Source organism: Streptomyces bobili (genome assembly GCF_002154575.1).
GTDB lineage: Bacteria > Actinomycetota > Actinomycetes > Streptomycetales > Streptomycetaceae > Streptomyces > Streptomyces bobili.
In genome coordinates, this window is record NZ_MUBA01000183.1 from 1 (window position 1) to 20,955 (window position 20,955).

Genomic DNA, 20,955 nt, shown 5'->3' on the forward strand with positions numbered 1-20,955 from the left:
GCGCGGGGACGGATGTCCTCACCGGGACGGACATCTCCGTACCTGTCCGAGTGTCCGTACCTGTCCTGACCAGGCATGGGACGGGTGCGACGCACGTGACACACCTGCCGCCCCCTCACCAACGGAGTACTCCGATGCGCGACCTGCACCCCGAACACCCCATGCCCCAGAAGCAGATGCCCCGCACCCCCGTCACACGCGCAGCAAGTTGTCGGGTAAGGAGTCCTTACCCGGCCCCCGCCCTGCAGGGTGCGGAGGCATCCGGCGCAGGCGCACCGGAGTCGGTCGGCCCAGGGGAGCCGACCGGGACTGGGGGCAGCGAGCCGTCGTCGAACGTGCCGCAACAGCCTGCGCCGCGTCGCCGTCTGCGTGACAAGCAGCTGCGCGAGCGCCGCGTCCACCCCCGTTACAACGACGACGAGTTCGCCCTCGTGCAGAAGGCCGCCGTTCTGAGCCGCATGAAGCCCGGCGGCTACGTCGCCGAGTGCGCGCTAGCCGCCGCCCGCGCCGACGATCCCACCGCAGCCGTCGCCGACTACCGCGCCATGGTGCAGACGCTGATGGCCGCCAATGGGCAGCTCGGCTTGGTCGGCAGCAACCTCAACCAGCTCACGTGGCACCTCACCAAGGACAGTGCCTGGCCCCACCCCGACACCGTGCAACGGCTCCTGGACCGCGTCGAGGCATCCATCGCCGAGGTGGACACCGCGGTCGCCCAGATCACCGAGGGGCGGTGAGCCCTTGATCCCGAAGATCATCCTCGGCAAAGGGCCCCACGCTACGCGCCGCACGATCGGCTACCTCTTCGGCAAGGGCCGGGCCAACGAGCACGTCGACCCACACCTGGTGGCCTCCTGGAACGACTTCGCCCCCGACCCCGGCCGCAACCCCCACCGCGACCCGAAGGAGGTAGAGGCGCAGCTAGTCGCACAGCTCGACCAGCCCGTGAAGATGCTCGGCCACAAGGCCCCCCAGTACACCGTGTGGCACTGCCCCGTCCGTGCAGCACCCGAAGACCCGATCCTTACCGACGCCCAGTGGGCCGACATCGCCCGCCGGATCGTGGCCGCCGCCGGCATCGCCCCCGAAGGCGATACGGAAGCCTGCCGCTGGGTGGCCGTCCGCCATGCCGACGACCACATCCACATCGCCGCCACCCTCGTCCGCCAGGACGGCCGCCGCCCCCAGCGTGATTACGACCAGCGCGCCGTCCAGCGAGAGGCCCGCCAGATCGAGGTCGACTACGGGCTCAGGCGGCTGAAGCCCGGCGACGGCACCGCCGCCAAACGCCCCACCAGTAAAGAGCACTTCAAGGCCAAGCGCCTGGGCCAGGAGGCTGCCACCCGTGACGTCCTGCGCCAGCGGGTCCGCCGAGCCGTCGCCGCCGCAGCGGATGAGACAGAGTTCTTCGCCCTGCTGGAGGCAACGGGTGTGACCGTGCGCCTCAAGCGCGGCCCATCCGGCGACACACTCGGCTGCAACTTCGCCCTGCCCGGCGACACCAACGACAAGGGCGAGCCGGTCTTCTACTCCGGCTCCACCCTCGCCCCCGACCTCTCCCTCCCCCAGATCCGCCAACGCCTCGCCACCACCAGCCCCGAACCGGTCACCGCCCGGCCGGGCAACCCATGGCACCAGGCCACCGCCGCCACCGAACGCATCCCCCACCACCTCACCCACGGCGACGACCCCACGGGTCAAGGACAGCTGGTCGCACTCGGCGCCGCACTGGACCTCCTGCCCGTCACCGCACCAGCGGCACTGAAGGCCGAACTCGAACAGGCCGCGGCGGTCTTCGAGCGCGCCACCCGCTCCCGCATCGCCGCCGACCTCGACAGCACACGCGTCCTGCGCCGCAGCGTCCAGGCGATCTGGAAGGACCCCACACGGCACGGGGACGGTGCCGGGCTGGCGATGCTGCTGGACGTCGCGCTCACCGCAGTCGCCTACGCGATGCACTGGCACCGCATCCGCCAGCACGCCCAGCAGGAAGCAGCAGCGGAACAAGCCCTCGTCCACCTGCAGGTCGCGTACGCGCAGGTCGCCGAGCCGGTCCTGGTCGGCCTCGCCAGCCGGGCGCCCAGCCCGCAGACCAAGCGCCGCTTCGCCCACCACCTCCATGAGGCGGTGCCGGAGCACGCCGAGCGCGTCCTGGCCGACTCGGCCTGGGACGCCCTCGCCACTGTGCTCGCCGAGGCTGAAGCAGCAGGACACAACCCGGCCACCGTCCTCGACCAGGCGCTTAGCCAGCGCACCCTGGACGACGCCCACAGCCCCGCCCGCGCACTCACCTGGCGCATCCGCCGCCTCGCCGAACGCCACGCCCCGGGTCCGCAAGCGGAGGCAGCCAGGGCTCGCAGCGTCACACCACGCCAGGCAGCTCCTGTCCAACCGGGGGCAGCCCCTCCAGCGCCGCAGCCGCCACCAGGACGGCGGCGCTGATTACGGCCGCGCGGACACCTTGGGAGTGAGCAGATCCAGCGCCTCTTCCCAGCGGTAACGGTCGGCCCCGCCGCCGGCCTTCGGTCGATGCGGCTCGTACGAGCCGATCAGGACGCCCATCTCGCGCAGTCGCTCCAGGCTCTGCCGGTATGCGGGATGGGCGGCCTGGGCCGAGTTCACGTACGGCAGGACGGCGGTGGGGATGCCCATGCCGTACGCCTCGCACAGGATGCCCAGGGCAAGGGTGTCGGAGATCCCTGCCGCCCACTTGTTGACCGTGTTGAAGGTGGCCGGCGCCACCGCGATGGCGTCCGCGGGCGGCAGCGGACGAGGATCGCCGGGCGAGCGCCAGGCCGAGCGGATCGGGTAGCCGGTCTGAGCCTCGACCGCCTCCGTGTCGATGAAACCCAGGCCCTGCGGAGTGGCCACCACGCCGACGTCCCAGTTTGCCTCTTGAGCTGCCGTGATCAGCTTGCCGACGTCGCCGGCGACCCCGGCCGCGCACACCACGACGTACAGGAACGGCTTCTTGCCCGGCACCTGCGGCTCGGTCACGTGAAGCCCCCCATAAGCCGATGGTCTCGTTGGGCCGCCAGCATGGCAGCCAGGGCTTCCGGCCCAATCCGGCTCAGCGCCCAGAGGCTGCTGATGTGGCGGGCCCACCGCCAGAGTGGGTCGCCCGTGTCCACAGGGGTGTGGAAGGACAGCACCTGGATGCCGTGGCCATCGAACGCCTGAGTGTCGAGGTAGCGCCAGCCGCCCGTGCCGCAGAGGTAGTGGGTGCTGCTGGTGGCCGCGGCGAGGTCGGCGAGTCTCTCAGACCGACCCGCCCGGGTCGGAATCGCGCTGCTGCGCAGTATCTCGCCGCTCCAGCCCAACGTGGTGAGCAGGGCGACCGTCGACGCCTTGGCAACGTCGGATACACGGTCGGTGTCCTCGAACTGATCGAGAACCGCGTCCAGGACTTCGCGCACCGCGGGCCAGTAGCGGCTGCGGCCGTAGTACTGGCGTGTCAACAGGCTGGCGGTGCGACGGGATCGGCCGGGTTCGGCGAGCCGTGCCTGGCCGATCGGTGTCTGGCGCCCATGAGGAAGGCGGGTCGGGAGCGTGAGCCACTGCTGCCGAGCGGGCTCATCCAGGGCCGCCAGACGAGCCCGGTGCTGGTAGTCGCGCCGGGCGAACTGGACGTCGTCGAGGACGATCCACCGGTCGGCGGCGTACAGCTTCGCCACCGTGGACAGCCGCGGGAACAGGTTCGGTTGGTGGATCGCGCACACCCCGCCCGGCGAACCGGCGTGGGACGGGTCAGGTGCCGATGAGGCGGCTGTCGAATCCGTCGCGCAGAAGGCGCTCGTAAGCGTCATACACATCCCCCGGTACGTCCTGCTCGACGGCGAAGCCGAGCTTCGGGTACTCGATCACCCGTTGCAGGTCGCCGACGAGCATGTCGACGACGAGCTTCTCGTCGCCGATGGACTTGATGTAGTCGTCCAACTCCAGTGGCTCGGAGGCGCAGACAACCTCCGCCTCGGGCCACAGCTTGCGGCACGTCGCGTACGAGCGGCGCTCCATGTACGGCTTGGAGATCAGCAGCAGCGACTCCACTGCGATGCCGGCCTCGGCCAGCAGCTCGCGGGAGAAGGTGATGTTCTGGCCGGTGTTGGCCGCCTTCGGCTCGACCAGGATCGCCTCGTCCGGCACACCCAGACTCAGCGCATGCTCGCGGTAGTGCACCGCCTCGCCGCGCGGGAAACGGGCCCGGGTGGTGGGACTGTTGCCGCCGCTGAACACCACGACCGGGAAGAGGCCGGCGCGGTACAGATCGGCAGCCGCGGTGGCCACCTCGAGGTCGTGGCTGCCCAGGCCGATCGCCGCCGAGCAGGGCCGCTGCTCGTGGCCCATCTGGTGGTAGTTCCAGATCAGCGTCGCGTCATGGAACTGCTCATCGGTGATCTGGCGCTGCTCGTGCTCCGGCACTGGCACTCCCTGGCTCATCCCTGCTGGTCCTTGCGGATGCCCTCGATGCTGCGCAGCTGGTGGCTCAGCCCGTACTGGCGGGCCACCTGTGCCGCCTGATCGAGGACGGACAGCCCATCATTGCGGGTCGCCGCATCCGACAGAAGGATGTGCCCGTATGCGGTGTCCAACCGCACCCGTTGCATCGGGGAGTCGACCGTGCCGGTGGTCCGCGCGATGTCGATGTAGTGCAGGGCCTGCTTCAGGTCGCCGGCGCCGCGGTGGGCCAGGGCCAGCTTCTGGTGGGCGACCGACCAGTCCTCCGGCTCGCCCAGGTCCTCGAAGGAGCGAGTGGCCTCGACCATGACACCGGTGGCGTATTCGTTGTCGCCCTCCTTGCTCAGCGCCGTACCCACCCAGAGCCGCGCCCTGGCACGGTCACGCAAGCTCAACCGCTCGTCCGCAGCGAGGAGTTCGTAGTGGCGGGCGGAGGATTCCAGATGGCCGGACATCTCCTGGACGACAGCGAGGGACAGCTCGATCTGGGCGACCCGGCGCGGGATGTCGAGCTCGGTGAACATGCCGCGGGCGCTGAGGTAGGAGTGGCGGGCTGAGAGTGGGCCGAGGATTGCGCCCTGATCGCGCTGGAGGTCGCCAAGGAGCACCAGGGAACGGCCGTACAAATAGAGGCCCTTGTCGTCCAGCTGCTGGGGTGCACGGCTGGCCAGCCAGCGGTTCAATAGGGTTGAGGCGAAAGGGAAGTCCTGGCGGCTGATGCAGACGACAGCGCGCTCGATGTCCTCGGTCCACGTCTCGTAGTCCGCCGGCCGCGCGCTCTTCCGCTCAGGGAACAGCACTGCCTCGAACCGGGATTGGGCGGCGGAATCCGCCCGTGCGAGCGCAGTGTCGAGGATGGCCTGGGTGTCCGGGCGGGGCTGCGTCTCCGCGCCGAGGCTCTCCCACTTCGCGACCGTGCGCAGCGCGACACCGAGGTGCTCGGCGAACGCGCGCGTGCTCATTCGCAACGCGGCGCGCAGGGCGCTCGCCTCCCGACCCGTCCATTGCTGCACGCTGATCACGGATGACCTCCCTCCGTCACGTATGGAAGCACTGTCGGTGACGACGTGGGGCGCGAAGTGCAACGGAAGTACAACAGCAGGTCATTTCGAGGCCGTTCACGACGGCCGACGCTGTGGGCATGGACGACGACCTCATCACCGAACGCCGCTCCGTCGCCTTCCCTCAGGTCTTCGGCTACCTGCGCCACGTCACCGGCGCAGTGTCCCGCCATACGGCGCTCGTCGACTGCCTCACCGAATACTGCGACCAGCACGAACTGACGCTGTGCGGCGTCTTCACCGAGCGCGACGCCACAGTGATCATCCGCTCCCCCGCCTTCGTCGGTCTGCTCGACGCGCTCGACCTTCCAGATGCCTACGGGGCCGTGGTTCCCTCTCTCAGCCACCTCGGCCCGAAGGGCCTCGGTGCCGAGCGCAAGCGGCAGATAACGACAGCAGGCGCTCGTCTGATCGTGGTCCGCCCCCTCACGCCGACCACGCGATCCGCCTCGTCACTCAGCACGAGCCATAGCCTTCGGCGGCAGGGAGATGTGTGATGTCCGTGCGTAACGCGTTGCGAAGCGCACCCATGGTGAACGAGGTGCCGGGACTGCGGCTGCTGAAGATCGGCGACGGCTGGGACGTGGTGCGCACCTCCGCCGAGATCGGTCTCTTGGCTCTGGCCTACCTGCGCGGCACTGGCACCTCCGTCGGCCCCGTGCTCTATGACAGGCCCAACGGGCGTCTCTACTACGCCGTCCCAACCGGCTCCGCAGCCAGCTGGGACGATCTGCCGGTACGACACCTCTCCACCAACTCCTGGCTCGTCGCCCCCGGCCTGGAGCTGCTCGACGACTGGTTCGGCGGATGGTTCGAGCTGCCTGACGACGACACCCTCACCGACACAGACGCCCTCCGTGCCGCGCTCCAGCACCCGTACGTCACCGCGGCCAAGGACGAAACGCATACCGACGTCCCCCTCTAGAACTCGGGCCGATGCCCCCTCTACCCCAACCTCAAGGGGACACCTATGACGACCCACCCCGTCTCACCGAACACCGTCCTCGCCAACGCACTTCTCCGCGCAGAGGACGTCCTGACCCCGCGCATCCTGGCCACCCCACCCGAGCGGATCGTGCTGGTCGTCGGTACTCAGATCAACGGCGCCCCGCACATCGGCACCTCGCTCGTCCAGTCCCTCGCCTTCGCCATGGCCGCCCGCCTGCGCGACCGCTTCGGCATCCCCACCACGGTCGTCTTCAGCGCCCTCGACAACGCCCCGTACGAACTGGCCACAGACCCAGCCAGCGGACATCGCTACCAGCGCGCCTACGCCCAGGCCCTCGGCGAGAAGGCCCTGACCGACCTCGTCACCGCGCTATACCAACCCCTGTTCACGGTCCTGTCCCGGCGCCTGGGCATCCCCCACCGCGTCGAGACCTACACCCAGCAACAAGCCGGCGAACACTTCCGCCGCACCTGGCTACGGCTCCTCCCCCGCATCGACGCAGCCCGCTGGTGGCTGGCCCCCTCCACCGGCACCCCACACCTCCGAGTCCCGTGCCCCCACCACGGCTGCGGCTGGGCCGAGAAGCACGCCGAACGCACCAGCGTCCTCCTCACCGACCGGGAAACCGCCGCTGTCTCCGCGGTCTGTCTCCACCACGGCCCCTACCGAGCCAGCATCACGCCCGCCGCCGGCGCCTACCTCGACCTGGCGACTCTGTACCGCAACCTGGTCAAGGAACTCACCCTCACCAGCACACCGAGCCGGGAAACCCTGTACGTCATGGTCAAGGGCGGCGACTGGGTCTTCGGCTCCCTCCTGGTCGACGAAGCCCTCCAGGCCGTCGGCCTCACCCGTGCCCAGTTACCCGCCCGACTGTTCTGCCCACAGGTCGTCACCGACACCGGCGCGAAACTCTCCAAGTCCCTCATCCGCGCAGGCCATGCCCCCTTGCCCGAGGGAGCCGCCCACTGGATGCTCGACACCCGGGAGTGGCCCGGCACCGTCACCCAGTACGCCGACCAACTGCTGGCCATGACCGAGACAATGCTGTCCGACCCCCGTCACTTCTTCCGCTCGTACTCCGCAGCCGAGATCGGCCGCCTGATCACCGCACCAGCGCCCAGGAGCATTCCCGCCCCATGAGCAACACCACCGGCCGCGTCCGCGAACTCAACCTCTACCGCCAGTACTTCGACCTCGTCGCATCAGGCGAGAAGACCATCGAGGTACGCGTCAAGTACCCCCACCTCGCAGACCTCGCCGCCGGCGACACCATCCGCTTCCGTATTAAGGGCACCGACGAGACCTGCGAGGTCAACGTCAAGCGGGTCAGCGAGTACCCGAACTTCGAAGCGCTGCTGGACGGCGAGGGGCCCACCAATGTCAACCCCAACGCCACCCGCGACGAGCAACTCACCAACATCCGCGCCATCTACCCGCCCGACAAGGAAGCACTCGGCACCCTGGCCATCCACATCGCGCTTCTCGGCTGATCTTTGAACTCCAGGCGACGCCAAGGCGATTGACGTGCCGGGCAGAGCCGGGTTCGCTCGGTATCGAGCAGCGAATCGAACCCTCTCGAAGTCGAGGCCGCTTACTCCGATACCGGCTGCGGACGCCATGTGGCCGTCGAGTGGAATGTTGGCGGCTGCCGCGATCCGGTCGCGTGATGCGAGCAGCCGGGTCCGCAGCGCCGGCAGGTCGACGTCCACCAGCACGCCGTCGCGTTTGACCATGCGGCCGGCGACGAGGACGGTGTCGACCATGCCAGAGTGGCCGTGGCTGACGATGGTGGCGGCAGGATCGGTGGCGGGGAAGACGGTCAGGCCGTCGGTGCGCAGCAGGATGACGTCGGCGTCCTTGCTGGGGGTGATGCTGCCCGTTCGGGCGTCGAGTCCGCGGAAGGGGGCGGCGTCGACGGTGGTGAAGGCGAGCAAGTCGCGGGAGCGCAGGCCGGCGGCCAGCGCCCGGCCGGTCATCGGCGATCCGAACCCCATCTTCTCGCAGTAGACCGTGCTCGCTCAGAGCGGCGACGGCCCCGCCTACAACGTCCACGTGCAGGCTGGTGCGCAGGCCGAGTTCGGCCGCCAACTCCAGCTCCCGGGCGACTGTGTCCATGCTGGTGGCCTCGGTGCCGCGCATCTTCTGCCTCCGCGCCGGCTAAGTGTCCATAAGCCCACACACTGGCTGAGTGACTGTTGTACAACTGAGCGTGCCCCACCGAGACGTGGCATCCCCGGACGCCCGTCCCCAAGGGGTGCTGGGCAGCGACATTCGAGCGGGAGGAACCAACGTTGCCGATCATCATTGGTCAGCGCTTCGCTTTGCCTGACACTCCCACGGGCGAGGGCGGGCATGCGAAGTTGTTTAAGTCTGTGGATCTTGAAAACGATAACAGAACTGTCGCAGTTAAAGTATTCAACCCTTCCCGGATTCTTGACGATCGCGTTCTGAAGGCGGCATGGACTAACGAGCTAAGCGCCTACCAAGCTCTCGGGGACCACCCGAACCTGGCTCGAATGATTGATTGGGGGCGTTGCGACGATGGCGCTCCCTATCTGGTCTTCGAATGGCTCGAAAAAGATCTCCTTGACGGGCTCGAAACCCTAAAAATTGAAGGCTGGGACGATTTCTGGCCGATTGCAAGAGATATCCTATCCGGCCTGGAGGTAATTCACTCAGAAGGTTTCGTCCACCGCGACATTAAGCCAGAGAACATCCTCGTTTCAGAAAATGGGCGCTTCAAGGTTGCAGATTTCGGAACCACGAGGCTCGCAGAAACCGTAAGCCTTGGGCAAACTATGGCACCTTTGGGCACAATCCCTTATGCCCCCGATGAACGCGGAACCAGAACTCCAACAGCCGCTTACGATATCTACTCCTTTACGGTCCTAGCCATTGTCTGCCTATCTGGACAAATCCCTGCTGACGAAACGGCAGTACGAGCCAGCTTTGAGACGCTAGATCTGCCCCCAGAAATTTATTCAACACTAGCCCCATGCCTGTCAAATAATACAGAAGAACGCGCCGAAAGTGCCGGGGTTCTCCGTGCCCAACTGTCAGTAATTCAAGACGCCAGAGAGCAACGGAGAAATCCAGAAATTGAGCTGTTCCTGGATCTTCCAAATTCAACCATAGAGGCATTTCGCAAGCAGTATCAAAATAATGCAACCAAGGAGCAGATCCTAGAAGACATTGCTGCCGTTGGCGCACTGTCCTATGATGCTCGCGTCGGTGCTGTTCCCGACTTGCAGATCGCGGGACAAACGTACATCCTCCGCACTCAGCCCCATCGAACGCGCCAAGGCATCCTTCGAGTATTTCGCATTCAGAGAGCGCCAGCACAGCTTCTTGAATTCGCAAGAGCCAATTGGCACCGCCCAAAGGTAAAGCTACGCCTCAGCGTCCCCACGGATCCAGTCAGAGCAGCCAGCGAGCTCGCTAACCAGATGGAAATGGTCACTGAGAGGGATGCTGAGAGAGCAGAGTCTCAGATCCTCTCTGCTGAGGAAGGAGCCTTCTCGGATTGGCGCTCAACCCTCAATGCCAAGTTCTTCCTTGAGAACGGACGAGGAACTCGGGTCACCTACGACAAGTTTCGCCGTGATGGGAACAGAGTTCGGTTCACGGTGGCCGATGGTTCAGGATTGGAGCCTGGAGAGTCGAGGCTCGTCCGTTCCGGCAATCGCCGAGTTCTATTTGGTGAAGTTGAAGGGGTCGAAAATAACGAAGCCATTCTTTACATCACTAAAGGAAATGCCGCCGAACTACCTAGGCACGGCACACTCGAGTTCGATTCAGAGGCATCTAAATCCAAACTCAAGAGGGAGCGCGATGCGCTGGATCAGATCGTAAATCGAAAATCCACACGCCCGGATCTGCGAGATATTCTTCTGGATCCACGCAAGAGCACTACGCCGCAGCCTGTTGAGATCGGTCACTACGCACAAGCGAATCTCGACGAAGCCAAAAAGGAAGCGGTAGCGGCCTCGCTGGGCGCTCGCGATTTTCTACTTGTTCAAGGACCTCCAGGAACTGGCAAGACGACCTTTATTGCCGAACTTGTAGCACAGCATCTCCGAAGCAATCCCCAGTCGAGGATCGTACTTACCTCACAAACTCACATTGCACTGGACAATGCATTGCTGCGCATTCAAGAATTGGAACCCACGGCTACCCTGCTTCGACTGGGACGTTCAGACAGGCTTGCTCAAGATGTTGAGCCATTGTCCATTATTCCACAAATGGACAAGTGGCGAACTTCTGTCCTAAACGCGAGTCGAGAATTCATTAAGGAATATGCCGCGCGCCTCGGAATCGACCTCGACGCTACAGATCTAAAAAACTCAGCACTCGAATTGCAGCGCCGTCAAGAGCGGGCGCTGGAGCTGGAATCTCAACTAGATAGTGAGCAAAGCAGTCGACGCGCGTTGGTACAAGAAATCGAGCGCATAAACTCCATGGCTGGACCAATCCTCGATATGGCATCGACCGTCGAGAGCGCTGCACAAAACGGATCTGGGACTGAGCTCGCTGCAGCAGCTGAACAGTTCATCCAGATCGGGCTGGATCTCGCTTCTCGTCTGGAAACAGGCGGACCACTTGGCGAGAATCTCGTCGAGATGGAAGCCCGACTTGGAGAATGGCGTGAGGATCTTCAAGTTCAGATTAATCATCGCGAAACCGCTCGTCGGATCCTAATTGAGGAGATGGGGAAGGATAGCAATATCTCAACCGAAGACCTTATCAAGTCGGCCCTATCTCGATCTGCCGTTGATGATCCACGTTTGACGAATCTTCAGGCCATTGCCTCTGACTGGGAAGAACGCTTCGGCAGAAGCAAGGATTTCACGGCTGTACTCATAGCTCGCGCACAGGTTGTGGCGGCTACCTGCGTCGGACTAATGGGCGTTCCGGGAGCCGATTCAATGCAGTTTGATTTGTGCATCATCGATGAGGCATCGAAGGCCACAACCACTGAGTCTCTTGTTCCCTTGGCAGCTAGCCGTCGGTGGGTACTTGTGGGGGATAACCGCCAACTACCTCCCTTTGTCGAGCAAACCCTGGAAGCGCCTTCCCTCCTGGACCAATTTAATCTCACGCGGGAACAGATTCGTGAAACGCTCTTCTCGGTTCTTTCCGAGCGTCTACCTGATTCATGTAAATTTTCCCTGACACATCAGCACCGTATGTACCCTGCTATCGGCCAGCTGGTGAGTAAAACCTTCTATGACGGTCGGCTTACTTCAGAAACTCGAAGACTGTCACCTGTTGTAGAGATGGCCTTGGGTACCGCTGTCGTTTGGATGGATACACGTAAGCGGCCAGACAAGCGGGAGAGCCGTTCCGGGAAAAGTATGCGCAACAAGGGTGAGGCCCGCGTAATCGCTGGGGTGCTAGATCGCCTTCAGTGGGTTGCAGAGCAGCAGCAGTCAGGTTACTTGAGCGTTGCTGTCCTAACAGGCTACGAAGCGCAAAGGCGCGAGATTACCGAAACTCTCGCTGGTGGCGAACTGGGACGATCGCTACTGAAAGTTAAGGTCGCAACTGTAGATTCATATCAGGGACAAGAAGCCGATATCGCCATCTTTAGTATCACGAGATCGAATGACAATGGGGAACTAGGGTTTCTTCGGAGCGAGGAGCGCGTGAATGTCGCTGTGTCTCGCGCGCGAGATGGACTTGTAATTGTAGGTGACGCCGGCTTCATTGAATCGTCTCCAGATTCCGTCAACCCTTTGTATCGAATCTATAATTACATGGTTCGCTCCAACGACTGCACTATTGAAACGGCGGCGAAAGAATGAGTGAATTCCCCGTCGAGGAGACTGTCCGGAGATTGTCCAAGCGTCCCGGATATAGGCTGGTGACTTACAGAGAGGTGGGCCTACCTCATTGGGATGTCCCTATTCGCTGCAGGCTCCTGAAAAAGAAGTCGCTAAGCGTTCTCGACGAGTTCATCTTGCGCAGCATCGAGGCTGGACTCTCCGTAAGCGATGACATCGCAGGATTTCTCGTACTTCCTGTGGAGGTCGTCGATGCAGCCATGGGGCGGCTTGTCGTCTCAGGTCACATTATTGCCGTTGCCGGCAGAAGCAATGCGCAGCCGGTTCACTATGTTCTTTCTGACCGCGGTAAGAGAGCTGCAAAAGAGCTCACAGATATCACCCCTGAAGAGCGAACACTCCGGATGGCATACGATGGTCTGACGCGAAAATACGTCTTTATCGAGAAATCCATGCGCTGGCGCCCTCGGGATCTGAGGGATTTGGATATCTTGGAGATTCCCGCCTTTCCCGCGGATCCTCCGACGGTGAGCCCAGAGGATACCTCCGGTGTTGCATCAGTTCTTCGCCGCATCACGGAGACTGCCCAACATGATCTACTCACAGTAATGACCCTCGATGGGAAGAGGGAGAAGTTCTTTGTGCGTGCGCTTGCTCTTATTTTCGAATCAGTTGATCGCTCCGAAGAAATTTATGTCCAATTTGCAATCGATGGCAGGGTCAGCGAGGAGCACGATCTAGCTTTCGCGAAAGCAGAGGGTCTGCGCAAGCTTGGCATTGTTGGGTCGCTGAGGGACGTCGATCCCGTGGTCGATGCGCTGCTTGGTGAAGAACTTATCAAGCAACGCGCGGATGATGCCGAGGTTGAAGCAATCAGGAGAACAACGGAGAATTTTCGAGTTCAACTCTCCAGTTTGGAAGAACAGGCCGAAAGTGCATCCGTTGAGAAGAGGGAGCAACTGGTCGATCTAGCAACTGGTGTAGCCAAGCGTCTAGACGATGCAGAGGTCACGCTGAAGCGTATCCCCGTGCGCGTACTTGAGGTGCACGAGCACGCACCGCTGCTTGTTGACGCCCTTAACACGGCTCAAGAGCAGCTATTGATCATCTCGCCGTGGATTCGAGCGGCAGTAGTCAACGATCGTTTCATTAAGAGTGTCCGGAGGCTACTGGAGTCAGACGTCGCAGTCGTGATCGGATACGGAATTGATGATGGGAAGTCCGTTAATGAGCGCGACAGGGCTGTAGAGAAGAAGCTTCAAAGCTTGGCTGCCGAATTTGAGAATTTTAGATTTATCCGTCTGGGCGATACCCACGCAAAGGTTTTGATCGTAGATCACTCCTACGCCGTAGTAACTAGCTTCAACTGGTTGTCGTTCCGAGGCGACCCTAACCGTCCATTCCGGGACGAAAGGGGAACGTTGATTACGATAGAAGAAGAGGTCAAACGTCTTCGTTCGGACTACATGGATCGGGTAAATGCGGCTGGCGCACAATCTGATTCGAGGGTGTAGCGGACGTGGGGGCCGCCGAAGGTAGCCGCGGACCATGTCCGGCTGTCGTTGACGTCGATGGAAGAACCTGCGGGTCTCGGCAGCGAATTGGTCCTGGTCACAAGCCCGGCGGTGCTGGGGCAGGCTGCGTTTGAGATCGGCGAGCGGCACCCATCGGCTTTCGATCCCAACACCCCCTTCACAGAACACCTGTTCGACGTGAAGGATGGGGGGCGATCGCGTGTCAGTTCGGCACGTCGCTCGTTAGGCAGCGCAGTCGAAGCGCTGGGTGGGAAAGCGCTGATGACCAGTGCCCACCCGCTACGGGAGGGGACCCATGGGCGATCGCAGCACAATCGAGTGGACCGAGGCGACCTGGAATCCCACCACAGGATGCGACCGGATCTCCCCAGGGTGTGACAACTGCTACGCCTTGACGTTATCCAGGCGTCTCAAGGCCATGGGCGTTGCCAAGTACCAGACTGACGGGGATCCCCGGACATCAGGCCCGGGCTTCGGCCTCACTCCTCACCCTGACGCACTGGCCATTCCCCGTCAGTGGAAGGCCCCGCGAATGGTCTTCGTCAATTCCATGAGCGACCTCTTCCATGCCAAGGTCCCCCTGGACTTCGTCCGGCAGGTCTTCCAGGTGATTGCCGAGACCCCGCAGCACACGTACCAGCTACTGACCAAGAGAGCCCGCAGGCTGCGACGTGTGGCCGGCGACCTCGACTGGCCCTCCAACCTGTGGATGGGCGTGTCCGTCGAAGATGCAGATCACCTGGACCGTGTCGACGACCTTCGACAAGTTCCCGCTGCCGTGCGCTTCCTGTCCTGTGAGCCTCTGCTCGGTCCGCTTACCGGTCTGAAGCTGGACGGCATCGGCTGGGTTATTGCCGGTGGGGAGTCCGGGCCCCACCATCGACCCGTGAAGGAGGAGTGGCTGGTGGACATCCGCGACGCCTGCAACCACGCTGAAGTGCCCTTCTTCTTCAAGCAATGGGGTGGCCGCAGCCCGAAGTCAGGCGGCCGCGAACTCGACGGAGCGACCTGGGACGAGATGCCGTCCCGACTGCCTGTAGCAGCCCATTAACGGCCAAAGTCCAGCAGACGCCGTACGCACTCTGGTGGCATATGGCAACGGTGTGTGACCCTCTCCCCAGCGGGGCCGACGGGAGTAGGGGGACCGATCGTGGCCGTACCGAAGGATGCCGTGTGGGAACGCGATCCGCACACGGCGGCCAAACATGACTTGCTGAAGCGGTACTTGGAAGCCTGGGCGCCGATTCTGCTGTCACGGCTCGACGTGATCAGTTACGCCGAAGGCTTCGCGGGTGCCGGCGTCTACAAACAGGGCGAGCCCGGCTCCCCGGTCATCGCTTACGAAGTCTTCGCCGAGGCTCTGCACAGGTTCCCGAAACGTATGCGCGTGATCCTCATGGAGGAGGACGCCCGGCGCGTCGAGGAGTTACAGCGCCAGATGGAGCTCGTCCGTTCCCGGCAAACGGACGACATCACCAAACGAATAGCGGTGGACATCCGTCACGGAGATTTCCACCCGGCCCTCCTACAGAAGCTGCGTGGCATCGGATCACTGGGGAAACCCCTCTTCGTCCTGCTGGACAGCTTCGGCGGACCTGACATCCCCTTCTCGCTCCTCCAGGAGCTGGGGCGCCATCCCAGCACCGAAGTGATGGTGACCTTCGAGCCCGGCTTCCTCACCCGGTTCGCCGAGAAGCACGATGGCCACCGCCAACTCGGCGACGAAGCCTTCGGAAGCCAGGAGTGGCAAGGCGTCTTCCAGCAGCCGCCCTCGGGCAAGTTCAACTTCCTGCGCGAGCAATACCGGAACACGCTGCGCCAGGCTGGCTTCACGCACACGCTGTACTTCGAGATGGTCGATGAGGGCGGCAGGATGCTCTACCTGATCTTCGGCACCCAGCGCGAACTGGGGCTGGAGAAGATGAAGGATGCGATGTGGAAGGTGGACCCTTCGTATGGCGTCCGCTACCGCGACCCCAGGGACACCCAACAGCAGATGCTTGATCTCGTATTCGAACCGGATACGGCTCCGCTGCGACGGATCCTGCACGACTTCATCTCCGACACCCCCGGCGGGCGAACCATCCCAGAGCTCAAGCGATACGCCCTCTTGGAGACCGTCTACCGGCCCGCGCAAGTGATCGAGGCCGTCCGGCATCTGCGTGAGGCGGGCGCCGTGACGACGGAACCTCGTGCCATCAACGTCAATACGCGAGTGAGCCTGGCGGCGACGCCGCCCACTACCCGCCCGTCAGCCGAGCAAGGCGCTCTTTGGTGAGAACCCGCGAGGGCACATCCAGGGCACATGAGCCTGGGAAACAGCGTTGATCTGTGAGAACTACCGAGAGGAGTTTCCCCAGGTCAACGCACACTTCCCTGCGAAACCCCAGGTCAGCGCCCTCCCACCCCCATTCGCTGCATGAGTGGCAGGACTTCTCGCATCGGCTGCATGAGGCGGGGCATCAGCCTTATTGCTTGGTGTGGCCGTGAGCTGAGGGTTTCGGTGTTTCCGGAACGGTTTTTTCAGATCGGCGTCGCGTTGTGGAGCCGCTCGTCGGTGATCCGGCCCCGCTGGTGCTCCGGTTCCGGCGCTGGTGCCGGCACTGCTTGACTCGCCCCGTCAGGGCTGCGGGGCCGTGACCGGTCCCCCGTTCCGGTCACGGCCCCGCTGGTGTGGAGGGCGTCAGCAGCAGGCTTCCGTGGTGGTCGGGGTGGCACAGCAGGGGCTCGTCTGCTGCTTGGTCAGGGTGTCGGCGTCGGACTTGACCACGTACACCTCCCAGGGTTCCTGGCCGGGGCCGTGGACCCAGACCTTGTCCTGGACGGCGTAGCAGCAGGTGGTGTCGTTCTCCTGGGCCGTGGGCAGGCCGGCTTCGGTCAGGCGGGTGGTGGCGGTGCGGACGGCTTCGGTGCTGTCGACCTCCACGCCCAGGTGGTCCATGCGGGTCGTCTCGCCTGCCGTGCCCTCGATGAGGACGAGCTTGAGCGGGGGCTCGGCGATGGCGAAGTTGGCGTAGCCGTCGCGGAGTTTGGCGGGCTCGGTGCCGAAGAGCTTCGTGTAGAAGGCGACGGACGCGGTGAGGTCGGGGACGCGGAGGGCGAGCTGTACGCGGGATGTCATGGCGAACCTCCTGGATTGGGCGGGCAGTTCAGCAGCCGCCGGTGCCGATCTGGAGCGTGGTGGGGGTGGCGCAGCAGCCGCCGGCCGGCTCTTCGGCGTTGCCCGGTTCGTCGAACAGGCCCGCGCCGCCGCAGACTCCGGTCTCCGGCAGGGTCAGTTCGACCCGCTCGGCGGCCTCCTGGTCGCCCGCGAGTGCCGCGGCGATGGAGCGGACCTGCTCGTAGCCGGTCATGGCGAGGAACGTGGGGGCGCGGCCGTAGGACTTCATGCCGACCAGGTAGAGGCCCTGTTCGGGGTGGGACAGCTCCTTCACGCCGTGCGGGTAGACCGTGCCGCACGAGTGCACGTTGGGGTCGATCAGCGGGGCGAGGGCGGTGGGGGCCTGGAGGCGTTCGTCGAGGCCGAGGCGGATCTCGGAGAGGAAGGAGAGGTCGGGGCGGAGCCCGGTCAGGACGATCACCTCGTCCACCGGGTCGAGGCGGCGGCCGTCGTCCGCGACGAGCGCGAGGCGGTCGCCGTCGCGCTCGACGGCCTCCGTACGGAAGCCGGTCACCGCGGAGGCGTAGCCGTCCTCGACGGCCGCCTTGGCGCGCAGGCCGAGGGCGCCGCGGGCGGGCAGTTCGTCGGCCTCGCCCCCGCCGTAGGTGCCGGCGCCGATACCGCGGCGCAGGATCCACACCGCGTGGGTGCCGGCCTCCTGCTTCGCCAGGTCGGCCAGGTGGGCGAGGGCGGTGAAGGCGGAGGCGCCGGAGCCGACCACCGCGGTGCGTCTGCCCGCGTACCGGGCGCGTACGGCCGGGTCGTCGAGGTTCGGGACGCGGTAGGAGATGTGGCCGGCCGCCGACTTCTCGCCGAGGGCGGGGAGACCGTTGGCGCCCATCGAGCTGGGGGTCGACCAGGTGCCGGAGGCGTCGATGACCGCGCGGGCGGTGATCCGCTCCTCGTGACCGTCGGCGGTGCGCAGGTGCACGGTGAACGGCTGCTCCTCGCGGCCCGCGTCGACGATGCGGTCCCGGCCCGCGCGGGCCACACCGGTGACTGTCACGTCGTAGCGGACCCGGTCGCCGAGGACGTCGGCCAGCGGCTGGAGGTAGCGCTCGGCCCAGTCGCCGCCCGTGGGATAGGCGGCGGCGTCGGGGCGCACCCACCCGGTCGGGGCGAGCAGCTTCTCGGCGGCCGGGTCGGTGACCTCGGCCCAGGTCGAGAAGAGGCGCACGTGCGCCCAGCCCCGCACGGCCGTGGCGGCGGACGGGCCGGCCTCCAGGACCAGCGGTTCCAGACCGCGCTCGACGAGGCGGGCGGCTGCGGCCAGGCCGATCGGGCCTGCTCCGACGACCACTACGGGCAGGTGGCCGGTGTTGGACGCGCTCACGACGATTCCCCTTTGGCTTTGTTTCGACATCCGTCGATCTCCTTGCTCCGCCAGAGTCCCACCTGTATCGACAGACGTCAACATAGACAGCTATCGAATTCTTGGACGCCTACACCCACCCTCGATTACTTCGACATGTGTCAACATAGATGTATGTCGAATGCCAAGGCACTGCCCCTGCTGGAGCGCGAGCCGGCCGCCGAGGTCGCGGTGCCCTGCTGCCCGCCACTGACCGAACGGCCGCTGACCGCCGACGAGGCCGAGCGCACCGCCGGGATGTTCAAGGCCCTCGGCGATCCGGTGCGGCTGCGCCTGTTCTCGCTGGTCGCCTCGCACGAGGGCGGCGAGGCGTGCGTCTGCGACATCTCCGACGTCGGCGTCTCCCAGCCCACCGTCTCCCACCACCTGAAGAAGTTGCGCGAGGCCGGACTGCTCACCTCCGAACGCCGCGGCACCTGGGTGTACTACCGGGTGGAGCCGTCCGTGGTGGCCGCGATGGGGCAGATGCTGAAGATCGCCGGCTGACGCCTCCGACTGAAGACGTCGGACTGACGACCTCCGGCTGACGGCCTCCGCCCCGGATCGGCCGACGGACCTCCGCCCGGATCAGCCGAGCAGGTCCGCCACAGCCCGGATCAGCCGACCAGGTCCGGCACCGCCCGCGCCGCGTCCCTCGCCGGCCGGCCCACGCCGATCAGGGTGGCCGAGGCCGGTCCCGTCCAGTCGCCGTAGCCGATCACCACGACCCGCGAGGTACGGCTCATTCGGCCGGGCGTGCGGGCACGGCGGCTTCGCTCACCCCTCGGTGCTCGGCTTCGCGCTCGACTCCTCGCTCGGCTCCGCGCATGAAGACGAGCGCGACCAGCGCCAGCCCGGCCACGCCGCCGACGAGTTGCATGCCGACGAAGCCGGGAACCGAGCCGGGCGCGATGCCCGCGAAGGTGTCGGTGAAGGCGCGGCCGACGGTGACCGCCGGGTTGGCGAAGGAGGTGGAGGAGGTGAACCAGTACGCGGCGCCGATGTACGAGGCGACCGCGACGGGGGCGAAGCGGAGGCGGTCGGTGCGGGCCAGGCCGAAGATCAGCAGGATCAGGCCGGCCGTGGCCACGACCTCGCCGAGGAGGAGGTTCCCGGCCGAGCGGTCGTGCGTGGACCACTTCACCAGCGGTTCGCCGAACATCGCGTCCGCCAGGATCGCGCCCGCGATCGCGCCGGCGATCTGGGCGGGGACGTACGCCGCCGCCTCCCGGAGTGTCACTCCGGCACCGCCGCGTCGGGCGGTCCACCACTCGGCGAGCGTGACGACCGGGTTGAAGTGCGCGCCGGAGACCGGGCCGAGGAGCAGGATTAGGACACCGAGGCCGAAGACGGTGGCCGTGGAGTTGGCCAGCAGCTGGAGGCCGACGTCCTTGGTCAGGTCGGTGGCCTGGATGCCGGAGCCGACCACGACCGCGACGAGAGCCGCGGTGCCGATCAGCTCGGCCGCGGCCCTGGCGATCAGCGGAGACGCCTGGGGCGGAGGCGGGACGACCACGGCCGTGGCGGACTCCGCGGCTCTGGCGGGCTCGGTGGGCCCAGCGGCTTCAGCGGCCTCGATGGCGGTCAACGGGACTCCTTGACTCCTCGGTGCGTACGTCGTGCGTCGCACGTCAGGCAGCGGGCGGCAGGCGGCGGACAGGGGAGGCGGTACCGCTCAGGGGCAGGATCGCCTGGTGTTGTTCGCGGCCGTCGCGCGCGCGGTCTCCGCGAGGTCGGCGAACTGACCGGCGAGGGAGGCGATGACGTCGGGCTTGAGCCGGTAGTAGGTGAACCGGCCGCATGGCTCCGTCTCCACGACCCCGGCCTCGCGCAGCACCTTCAGATGGTTGGAGAGGTTGGTCTGCCTGGCGCCGGTTTCCTCGATCAGGTGGGTGCTGCAGAGCGTCTCCTTGGCGAGCAGGGTGACGATCTGGAGGCGGAGCGGGTCGGCCAGGACCCGCATCAGATCAGTATCGACCGACATCATCATGGCCTGATACTGTCACATCACTCCGAGCTGATATCAGTTGGGGCTGGTCAATGCTCCCGCCCCGCCGGGACCGGCGGGCACACCCACGGACGACGCTCTTGACCGAAGGAAGAACCGATGTCCTCCAGCCCGCTCGCCTCCGTGCTGTTCGTCTGCGTCCACAACGCCGGCCGGTCGCAGATGGCTGCCGGATTCCTCTCCCACCTCGCGGGCGACCGGATCGAGGTCCGCTCCGCCGGTTCCCTCCCCGGCGACCGGGTCAACCCCTCCGCGGTCGAGGCCATGAAGGAGGTCGGCGTCGACATCGCCGACGCCCAGCCGAAGATCCTCACCACCGAGGCCGTCCAGGCGTCCGACTACGTCATCACCATGGGCTGCGGCGACGCCTGCCCCATCTTCCCCGGCAAGAAGTACCTCGACTGGGCCCTCGAGGACCCGGCGGGCAAGGGCGTAGAGGCCGTCCGCCCGATCCGCGACGAGATCAGGACCCGCATCGAGGCCCTGATCGCCGAGATCGACGCCGAGCGGGAAGCCTGAGCGGCGCCGAGGAACATCGGCCCGGGCGCGCACCGAAGAACGCGGAACAGGGGCCGGCCTCCGCGCGCTCGCGTGACCGGTGGGCCTGGACCGAACGCCTCATCCTGGAGGGAACGCCGACCCTCTGACCG

Annotated in this window: 21 protein-coding genes and 1 pseudogene; 12 read left to right on the forward strand and 10 right to left on the reverse strand. The window is 65.2% G+C overall.

Going from position 1 to position 20,955, the window contains the following annotated elements:
• Positions 1-335 precede the first annotated feature (335 nt).
• Both BZL64_RS15685 and BZL64_RS15690 read left to right on the forward strand, forming a co-directional pair.
• The gene (locus tag BZL64_RS15685) at positions 336-737 is read left to right on the forward strand and encodes a plasmid mobilization protein (protein WP_208639455.1); all 402 of its coding nucleotides are present in this window, start codon (positions 336-338) and stop codon (positions 735-737) included.
• Between the two features lie 4 nt (positions 738-741).
• Positions 742-2,442, forward strand: a complete 1,701-nt coding sequence (locus BZL64_RS15690; RefSeq protein WP_086769808.1) for a relaxase/mobilization nuclease domain-containing protein — start codon at positions 742-744, stop codon at positions 2,440-2,442.
• Here the strand turns inward: BZL64_RS15690 and BZL64_RS15695 are convergent, their stop codons facing one another.
• The 4 genes from BZL64_RS15695 to BZL64_RS15710 are packed head-to-tail and all read right to left on the reverse strand — an operon-like array spanning position 2,443 to position 5,477.
• Positions 2,443-2,997, reverse strand: coding sequence for a flavoprotein (locus BZL64_RS15695; protein WP_086769809.1), 555 nt, complete (start codon positions 2,995-2,997; stop codon positions 2,443-2,445).
• Positions 2,994-3,719: a WbqC family protein gene (locus BZL64_RS15700; protein ID WP_086769810.1), complete on the reverse strand. Its 726-nt coding sequence runs from the start codon at positions 3,717-3,719 to the stop codon at positions 2,994-2,996. Before BZL64_RS15700 ends, BZL64_RS15695 begins: the two co-directional genes overlap by 4 nt.
• 28 nt (positions 3,720-3,747) lie before the next feature.
• Complete coding sequence (locus BZL64_RS15705; RefSeq protein WP_086769811.1) at positions 3,748-4,437, reverse strand: YdcF family protein; 690 nt, start codon at positions 4,435-4,437, stop codon at positions 3,748-3,750.
• The gene (locus tag BZL64_RS15710) at positions 4,434-5,477 is read right to left on the reverse strand and encodes a helix-turn-helix domain-containing protein (RefSeq protein ID WP_086769812.1); all 1,044 of its coding nucleotides are present in this window, start codon (positions 5,475-5,477) and stop codon (positions 4,434-4,436) included. The genes BZL64_RS15705 and BZL64_RS15710 overlap by 4 nt, the downstream gene beginning before the upstream one ends.
• Before the next feature lie 119 nt (positions 5,478-5,596).
• Here BZL64_RS15710 and BZL64_RS15715 point away from each other — a divergent pair, with 119 nt between their 5' ends.
• From BZL64_RS15715 to BZL64_RS15730, 4 genes are read left to right on the forward strand one after another with little or no spacing between them, the layout of a single operon-like run.
• The gene (locus tag BZL64_RS15715) at positions 5,597-6,013 is read left to right on the forward strand and encodes a hypothetical protein (protein WP_244205353.1); all 417 of its coding nucleotides are present in this window, start codon (positions 5,597-5,599) and stop codon (positions 6,011-6,013) included.
• The gene (locus BZL64_RS15720; RefSeq protein WP_086769814.1) at positions 6,013-6,441 is read left to right on the forward strand and encodes a hypothetical protein; all 429 of its coding nucleotides are present in this window, start codon (positions 6,013-6,015) and stop codon (positions 6,439-6,441) included. Before BZL64_RS15715 ends, BZL64_RS15720 begins: the two co-directional genes overlap by 1 nt.
• Before the next feature lie 45 nt (positions 6,442-6,486).
• Positions 6,487-7,608, forward strand: coding sequence for a hypothetical protein (locus tag BZL64_RS15725; RefSeq protein WP_086769815.1), 1,122 nt, complete (start codon positions 6,487-6,489; stop codon positions 7,606-7,608).
• Complete coding sequence (locus BZL64_RS15730; RefSeq protein WP_086769816.1) at positions 7,605-7,958, forward strand: ASCH domain-containing protein; 354 nt, start codon at positions 7,605-7,607, stop codon at positions 7,956-7,958. The genes BZL64_RS15725 and BZL64_RS15730 overlap by 4 nt, the downstream gene beginning before the upstream one ends.
• Before the next feature lie 297 nt (positions 7,959-8,255).
• Here the strand turns inward: BZL64_RS15730 and BZL64_RS41165 are convergent.
• Positions 8,256-8,462: pseudogene (locus BZL64_RS41165) on the reverse strand (amidohydrolase family protein); the annotation flags it as partial.
• 297 nt (positions 8,463-8,759) lie between these two features.
• Here BZL64_RS41165 and BZL64_RS39535 point away from each other — a divergent pair.
• The 4 genes from BZL64_RS39535 to BZL64_RS15770 all read left to right on the forward strand — a co-directional run bounded on the left by BZL64_RS39535 (position 8,760) and on the right by BZL64_RS15770 (position 16,064).
• Positions 8,760-12,272, forward strand: a complete 3,513-nt coding sequence (locus BZL64_RS39535; RefSeq protein ID WP_143663157.1) for an AAA domain-containing protein — start codon at positions 8,760-8,762, stop codon at positions 12,270-12,272.
• Positions 12,269-13,765 carry a phospholipase D-like domain-containing protein gene (locus tag BZL64_RS15755; RefSeq protein WP_086769818.1) on the forward strand — a complete coding sequence of 499 codons (1,497 nt, stop codon included), beginning with the start codon at positions 12,269-12,271 and terminating at the stop codon, positions 13,763-13,765. The genes BZL64_RS39535 and BZL64_RS15755 overlap by 4 nt, the downstream gene beginning before the upstream one ends.
• A gap of 316 nt (positions 13,766-14,081) precedes the next feature.
• On the forward strand, positions 14,082-14,837 hold the full coding sequence (locus BZL64_RS15765) for a DUF5131 family protein (protein WP_086769819.1): 756 nt from the start codon (positions 14,082-14,084) through the stop codon (positions 14,835-14,837).
• Between the two features lie 99 nt (positions 14,838-14,936).
• A complete protein-coding gene (locus BZL64_RS15770; RefSeq protein WP_086769820.1) occupies positions 14,937-16,064 on the forward strand; it encodes a three-Cys-motif partner protein TcmP in 1,128 nt (375 codons plus the stop codon).
• A gap of 405 nt (positions 16,065-16,469) precedes the next feature.
• Here BZL64_RS15770 and BZL64_RS15775 read toward each other — a convergent pair whose 3' ends face one another.
• Together BZL64_RS15775 and BZL64_RS15780 are read right to left on the reverse strand one after the other, a co-directional pair.
• Positions 16,470-16,907, reverse strand: a complete 438-nt coding sequence (locus tag BZL64_RS15775) for an ArsI/CadI family heavy metal resistance metalloenzyme (protein WP_086769821.1) — start codon at positions 16,905-16,907, stop codon at positions 16,470-16,472.
• 28 nt (positions 16,908-16,935) lie between these two features.
• The gene (locus tag BZL64_RS15780) at positions 16,936-18,309 is read right to left on the reverse strand and encodes an NAD(P)-binding domain-containing protein (RefSeq protein ID WP_208639456.1); all 1,374 of its coding nucleotides are present in this window, start codon (positions 18,307-18,309) and stop codon (positions 16,936-16,938) included.
• A 123-nt stretch (positions 18,310-18,432) separates the two neighbouring features.
• Here BZL64_RS15780 and BZL64_RS15785 point away from each other — a divergent pair, with 123 nt between their 5' ends.
• Entirely contained in the window at positions 18,433-18,804 is a 372-nt protein-coding gene (locus BZL64_RS15785) for an ArsR/SmtB family transcription factor (RefSeq protein WP_086769823.1), read from the forward strand.
• Between the two features lie 110 nt (positions 18,805-18,914).
• Here the strand turns inward: BZL64_RS15785 and BZL64_RS39040 are convergent, their stop codons facing one another.
• The 3 genes from BZL64_RS39040 to BZL64_RS15795 all read right to left on the reverse strand — a co-directional run bounded on the left by BZL64_RS39040 (position 18,915) and on the right by BZL64_RS15795 (position 20,287).
• Positions 18,915-19,043: a hypothetical protein gene (locus BZL64_RS39040; RefSeq protein ID WP_425276050.1), complete on the reverse strand. Its 129-nt coding sequence runs from the start codon at positions 19,041-19,043 to the stop codon at positions 18,915-18,917.
• Positions 19,040-19,885 (reverse strand): aquaporin, encoded by an 846-nt coding sequence (locus BZL64_RS15790; protein WP_425276051.1) that lies wholly within the window; start codon positions 19,883-19,885, stop codon positions 19,040-19,042. The genes BZL64_RS39040 and BZL64_RS15790 overlap by 4 nt, the downstream gene beginning before the upstream one ends.
• Before the next feature lie 87 nt (positions 19,886-19,972).
• Complete coding sequence (locus BZL64_RS15795) at positions 19,973-20,287, reverse strand: ArsR/SmtB family transcription factor (RefSeq protein WP_086769824.1); 315 nt, start codon at positions 20,285-20,287, stop codon at positions 19,973-19,975.
• 117 nt (positions 20,288-20,404) lie between these two features.
• On the opposite strand from BZL64_RS15795, the gene BZL64_RS15800 reads away from it, so the two are divergent.
• On the forward strand, positions 20,405-20,824 hold the full coding sequence (locus tag BZL64_RS15800) for an arsenate reductase ArsC (protein ID WP_086769825.1): 420 nt from the start codon (positions 20,405-20,407) through the stop codon (positions 20,822-20,824).
• Positions 20,825-20,955 lie beyond the last annotated feature (131 nt).

Bases quoted from the DNA above. Each gene is read 5' to 3' on its own strand.
- BZL64_RS15705 (WP_086769811.1), bottom strand. From the start codon at position 4,437: ATGAGCCAGGGAGTGCCAGTGCCGGAGCACGAGCAGCGCCAGATCACC.
- BZL64_RS15715 (WP_244205353.1), top strand. From the start codon at position 5,597: ATGGACGACGACCTCATCACCGAACGCCGCTCCGTCGCCTTCCCTCAG.
- BZL64_RS15720 (WP_086769814.1), top strand. From the start codon at position 6,013: ATGTCCGTGCGTAACGCGTTGCGAAGCGCACCCATGGTGAACGAGGTG.
- BZL64_RS15725 (WP_086769815.1), top strand. From the start codon at position 6,487: ATGACGACCCACCCCGTCTCACCGAACACCGTCCTCGCCAACGCACTT.
- BZL64_RS15730 (WP_086769816.1), top strand. From the start codon at position 7,605: ATGAGCAACACCACCGGCCGCGTCCGCGAACTCAACCTCTACCGCCAG.
- BZL64_RS15755 (WP_086769818.1), top strand. From the start codon at position 12,269: ATGAGTGAATTCCCCGTCGAGGAGACTGTCCGGAGATTGTCCAAGCGT.
- BZL64_RS15765 (WP_086769819.1), top strand. From the start codon at position 14,082: ATGGGCGATCGCAGCACAATCGAGTGGACCGAGGCGACCTGGAATCCC.
- BZL64_RS15775 (WP_086769821.1), bottom strand. From the start codon at position 16,907: ATGACATCCCGCGTACAGCTCGCCCTCCGCGTCCCCGACCTCACCGCG.
- BZL64_RS15780 (WP_208639456.1), bottom strand. From the start codon at position 18,309: ATGTCGAAACAAAGCCAAAGGGGAATCGTCGTGAGCGCGTCCAACACC.
- BZL64_RS15785 (WP_086769823.1), top strand. From the start codon at position 18,433: ATGTCGAATGCCAAGGCACTGCCCCTGCTGGAGCGCGAGCCGGCCGCC.
- BZL64_RS39040 (WP_425276050.1), bottom strand. From the start codon at position 19,043: ATGAGCCGTACCTCGCGGGTCGTGGTGATCGGCTACGGCGACTGGACG.
- BZL64_RS15795 (WP_086769824.1), bottom strand. From the start codon at position 20,287: ATGATGATGTCGGTCGATACTGATCTGATGCGGGTCCTGGCCGACCCG.
- BZL64_RS15800 (WP_086769825.1), top strand. From the start codon at position 20,405: ATGTCCTCCAGCCCGCTCGCCTCCGTGCTGTTCGTCTGCGTCCACAAC.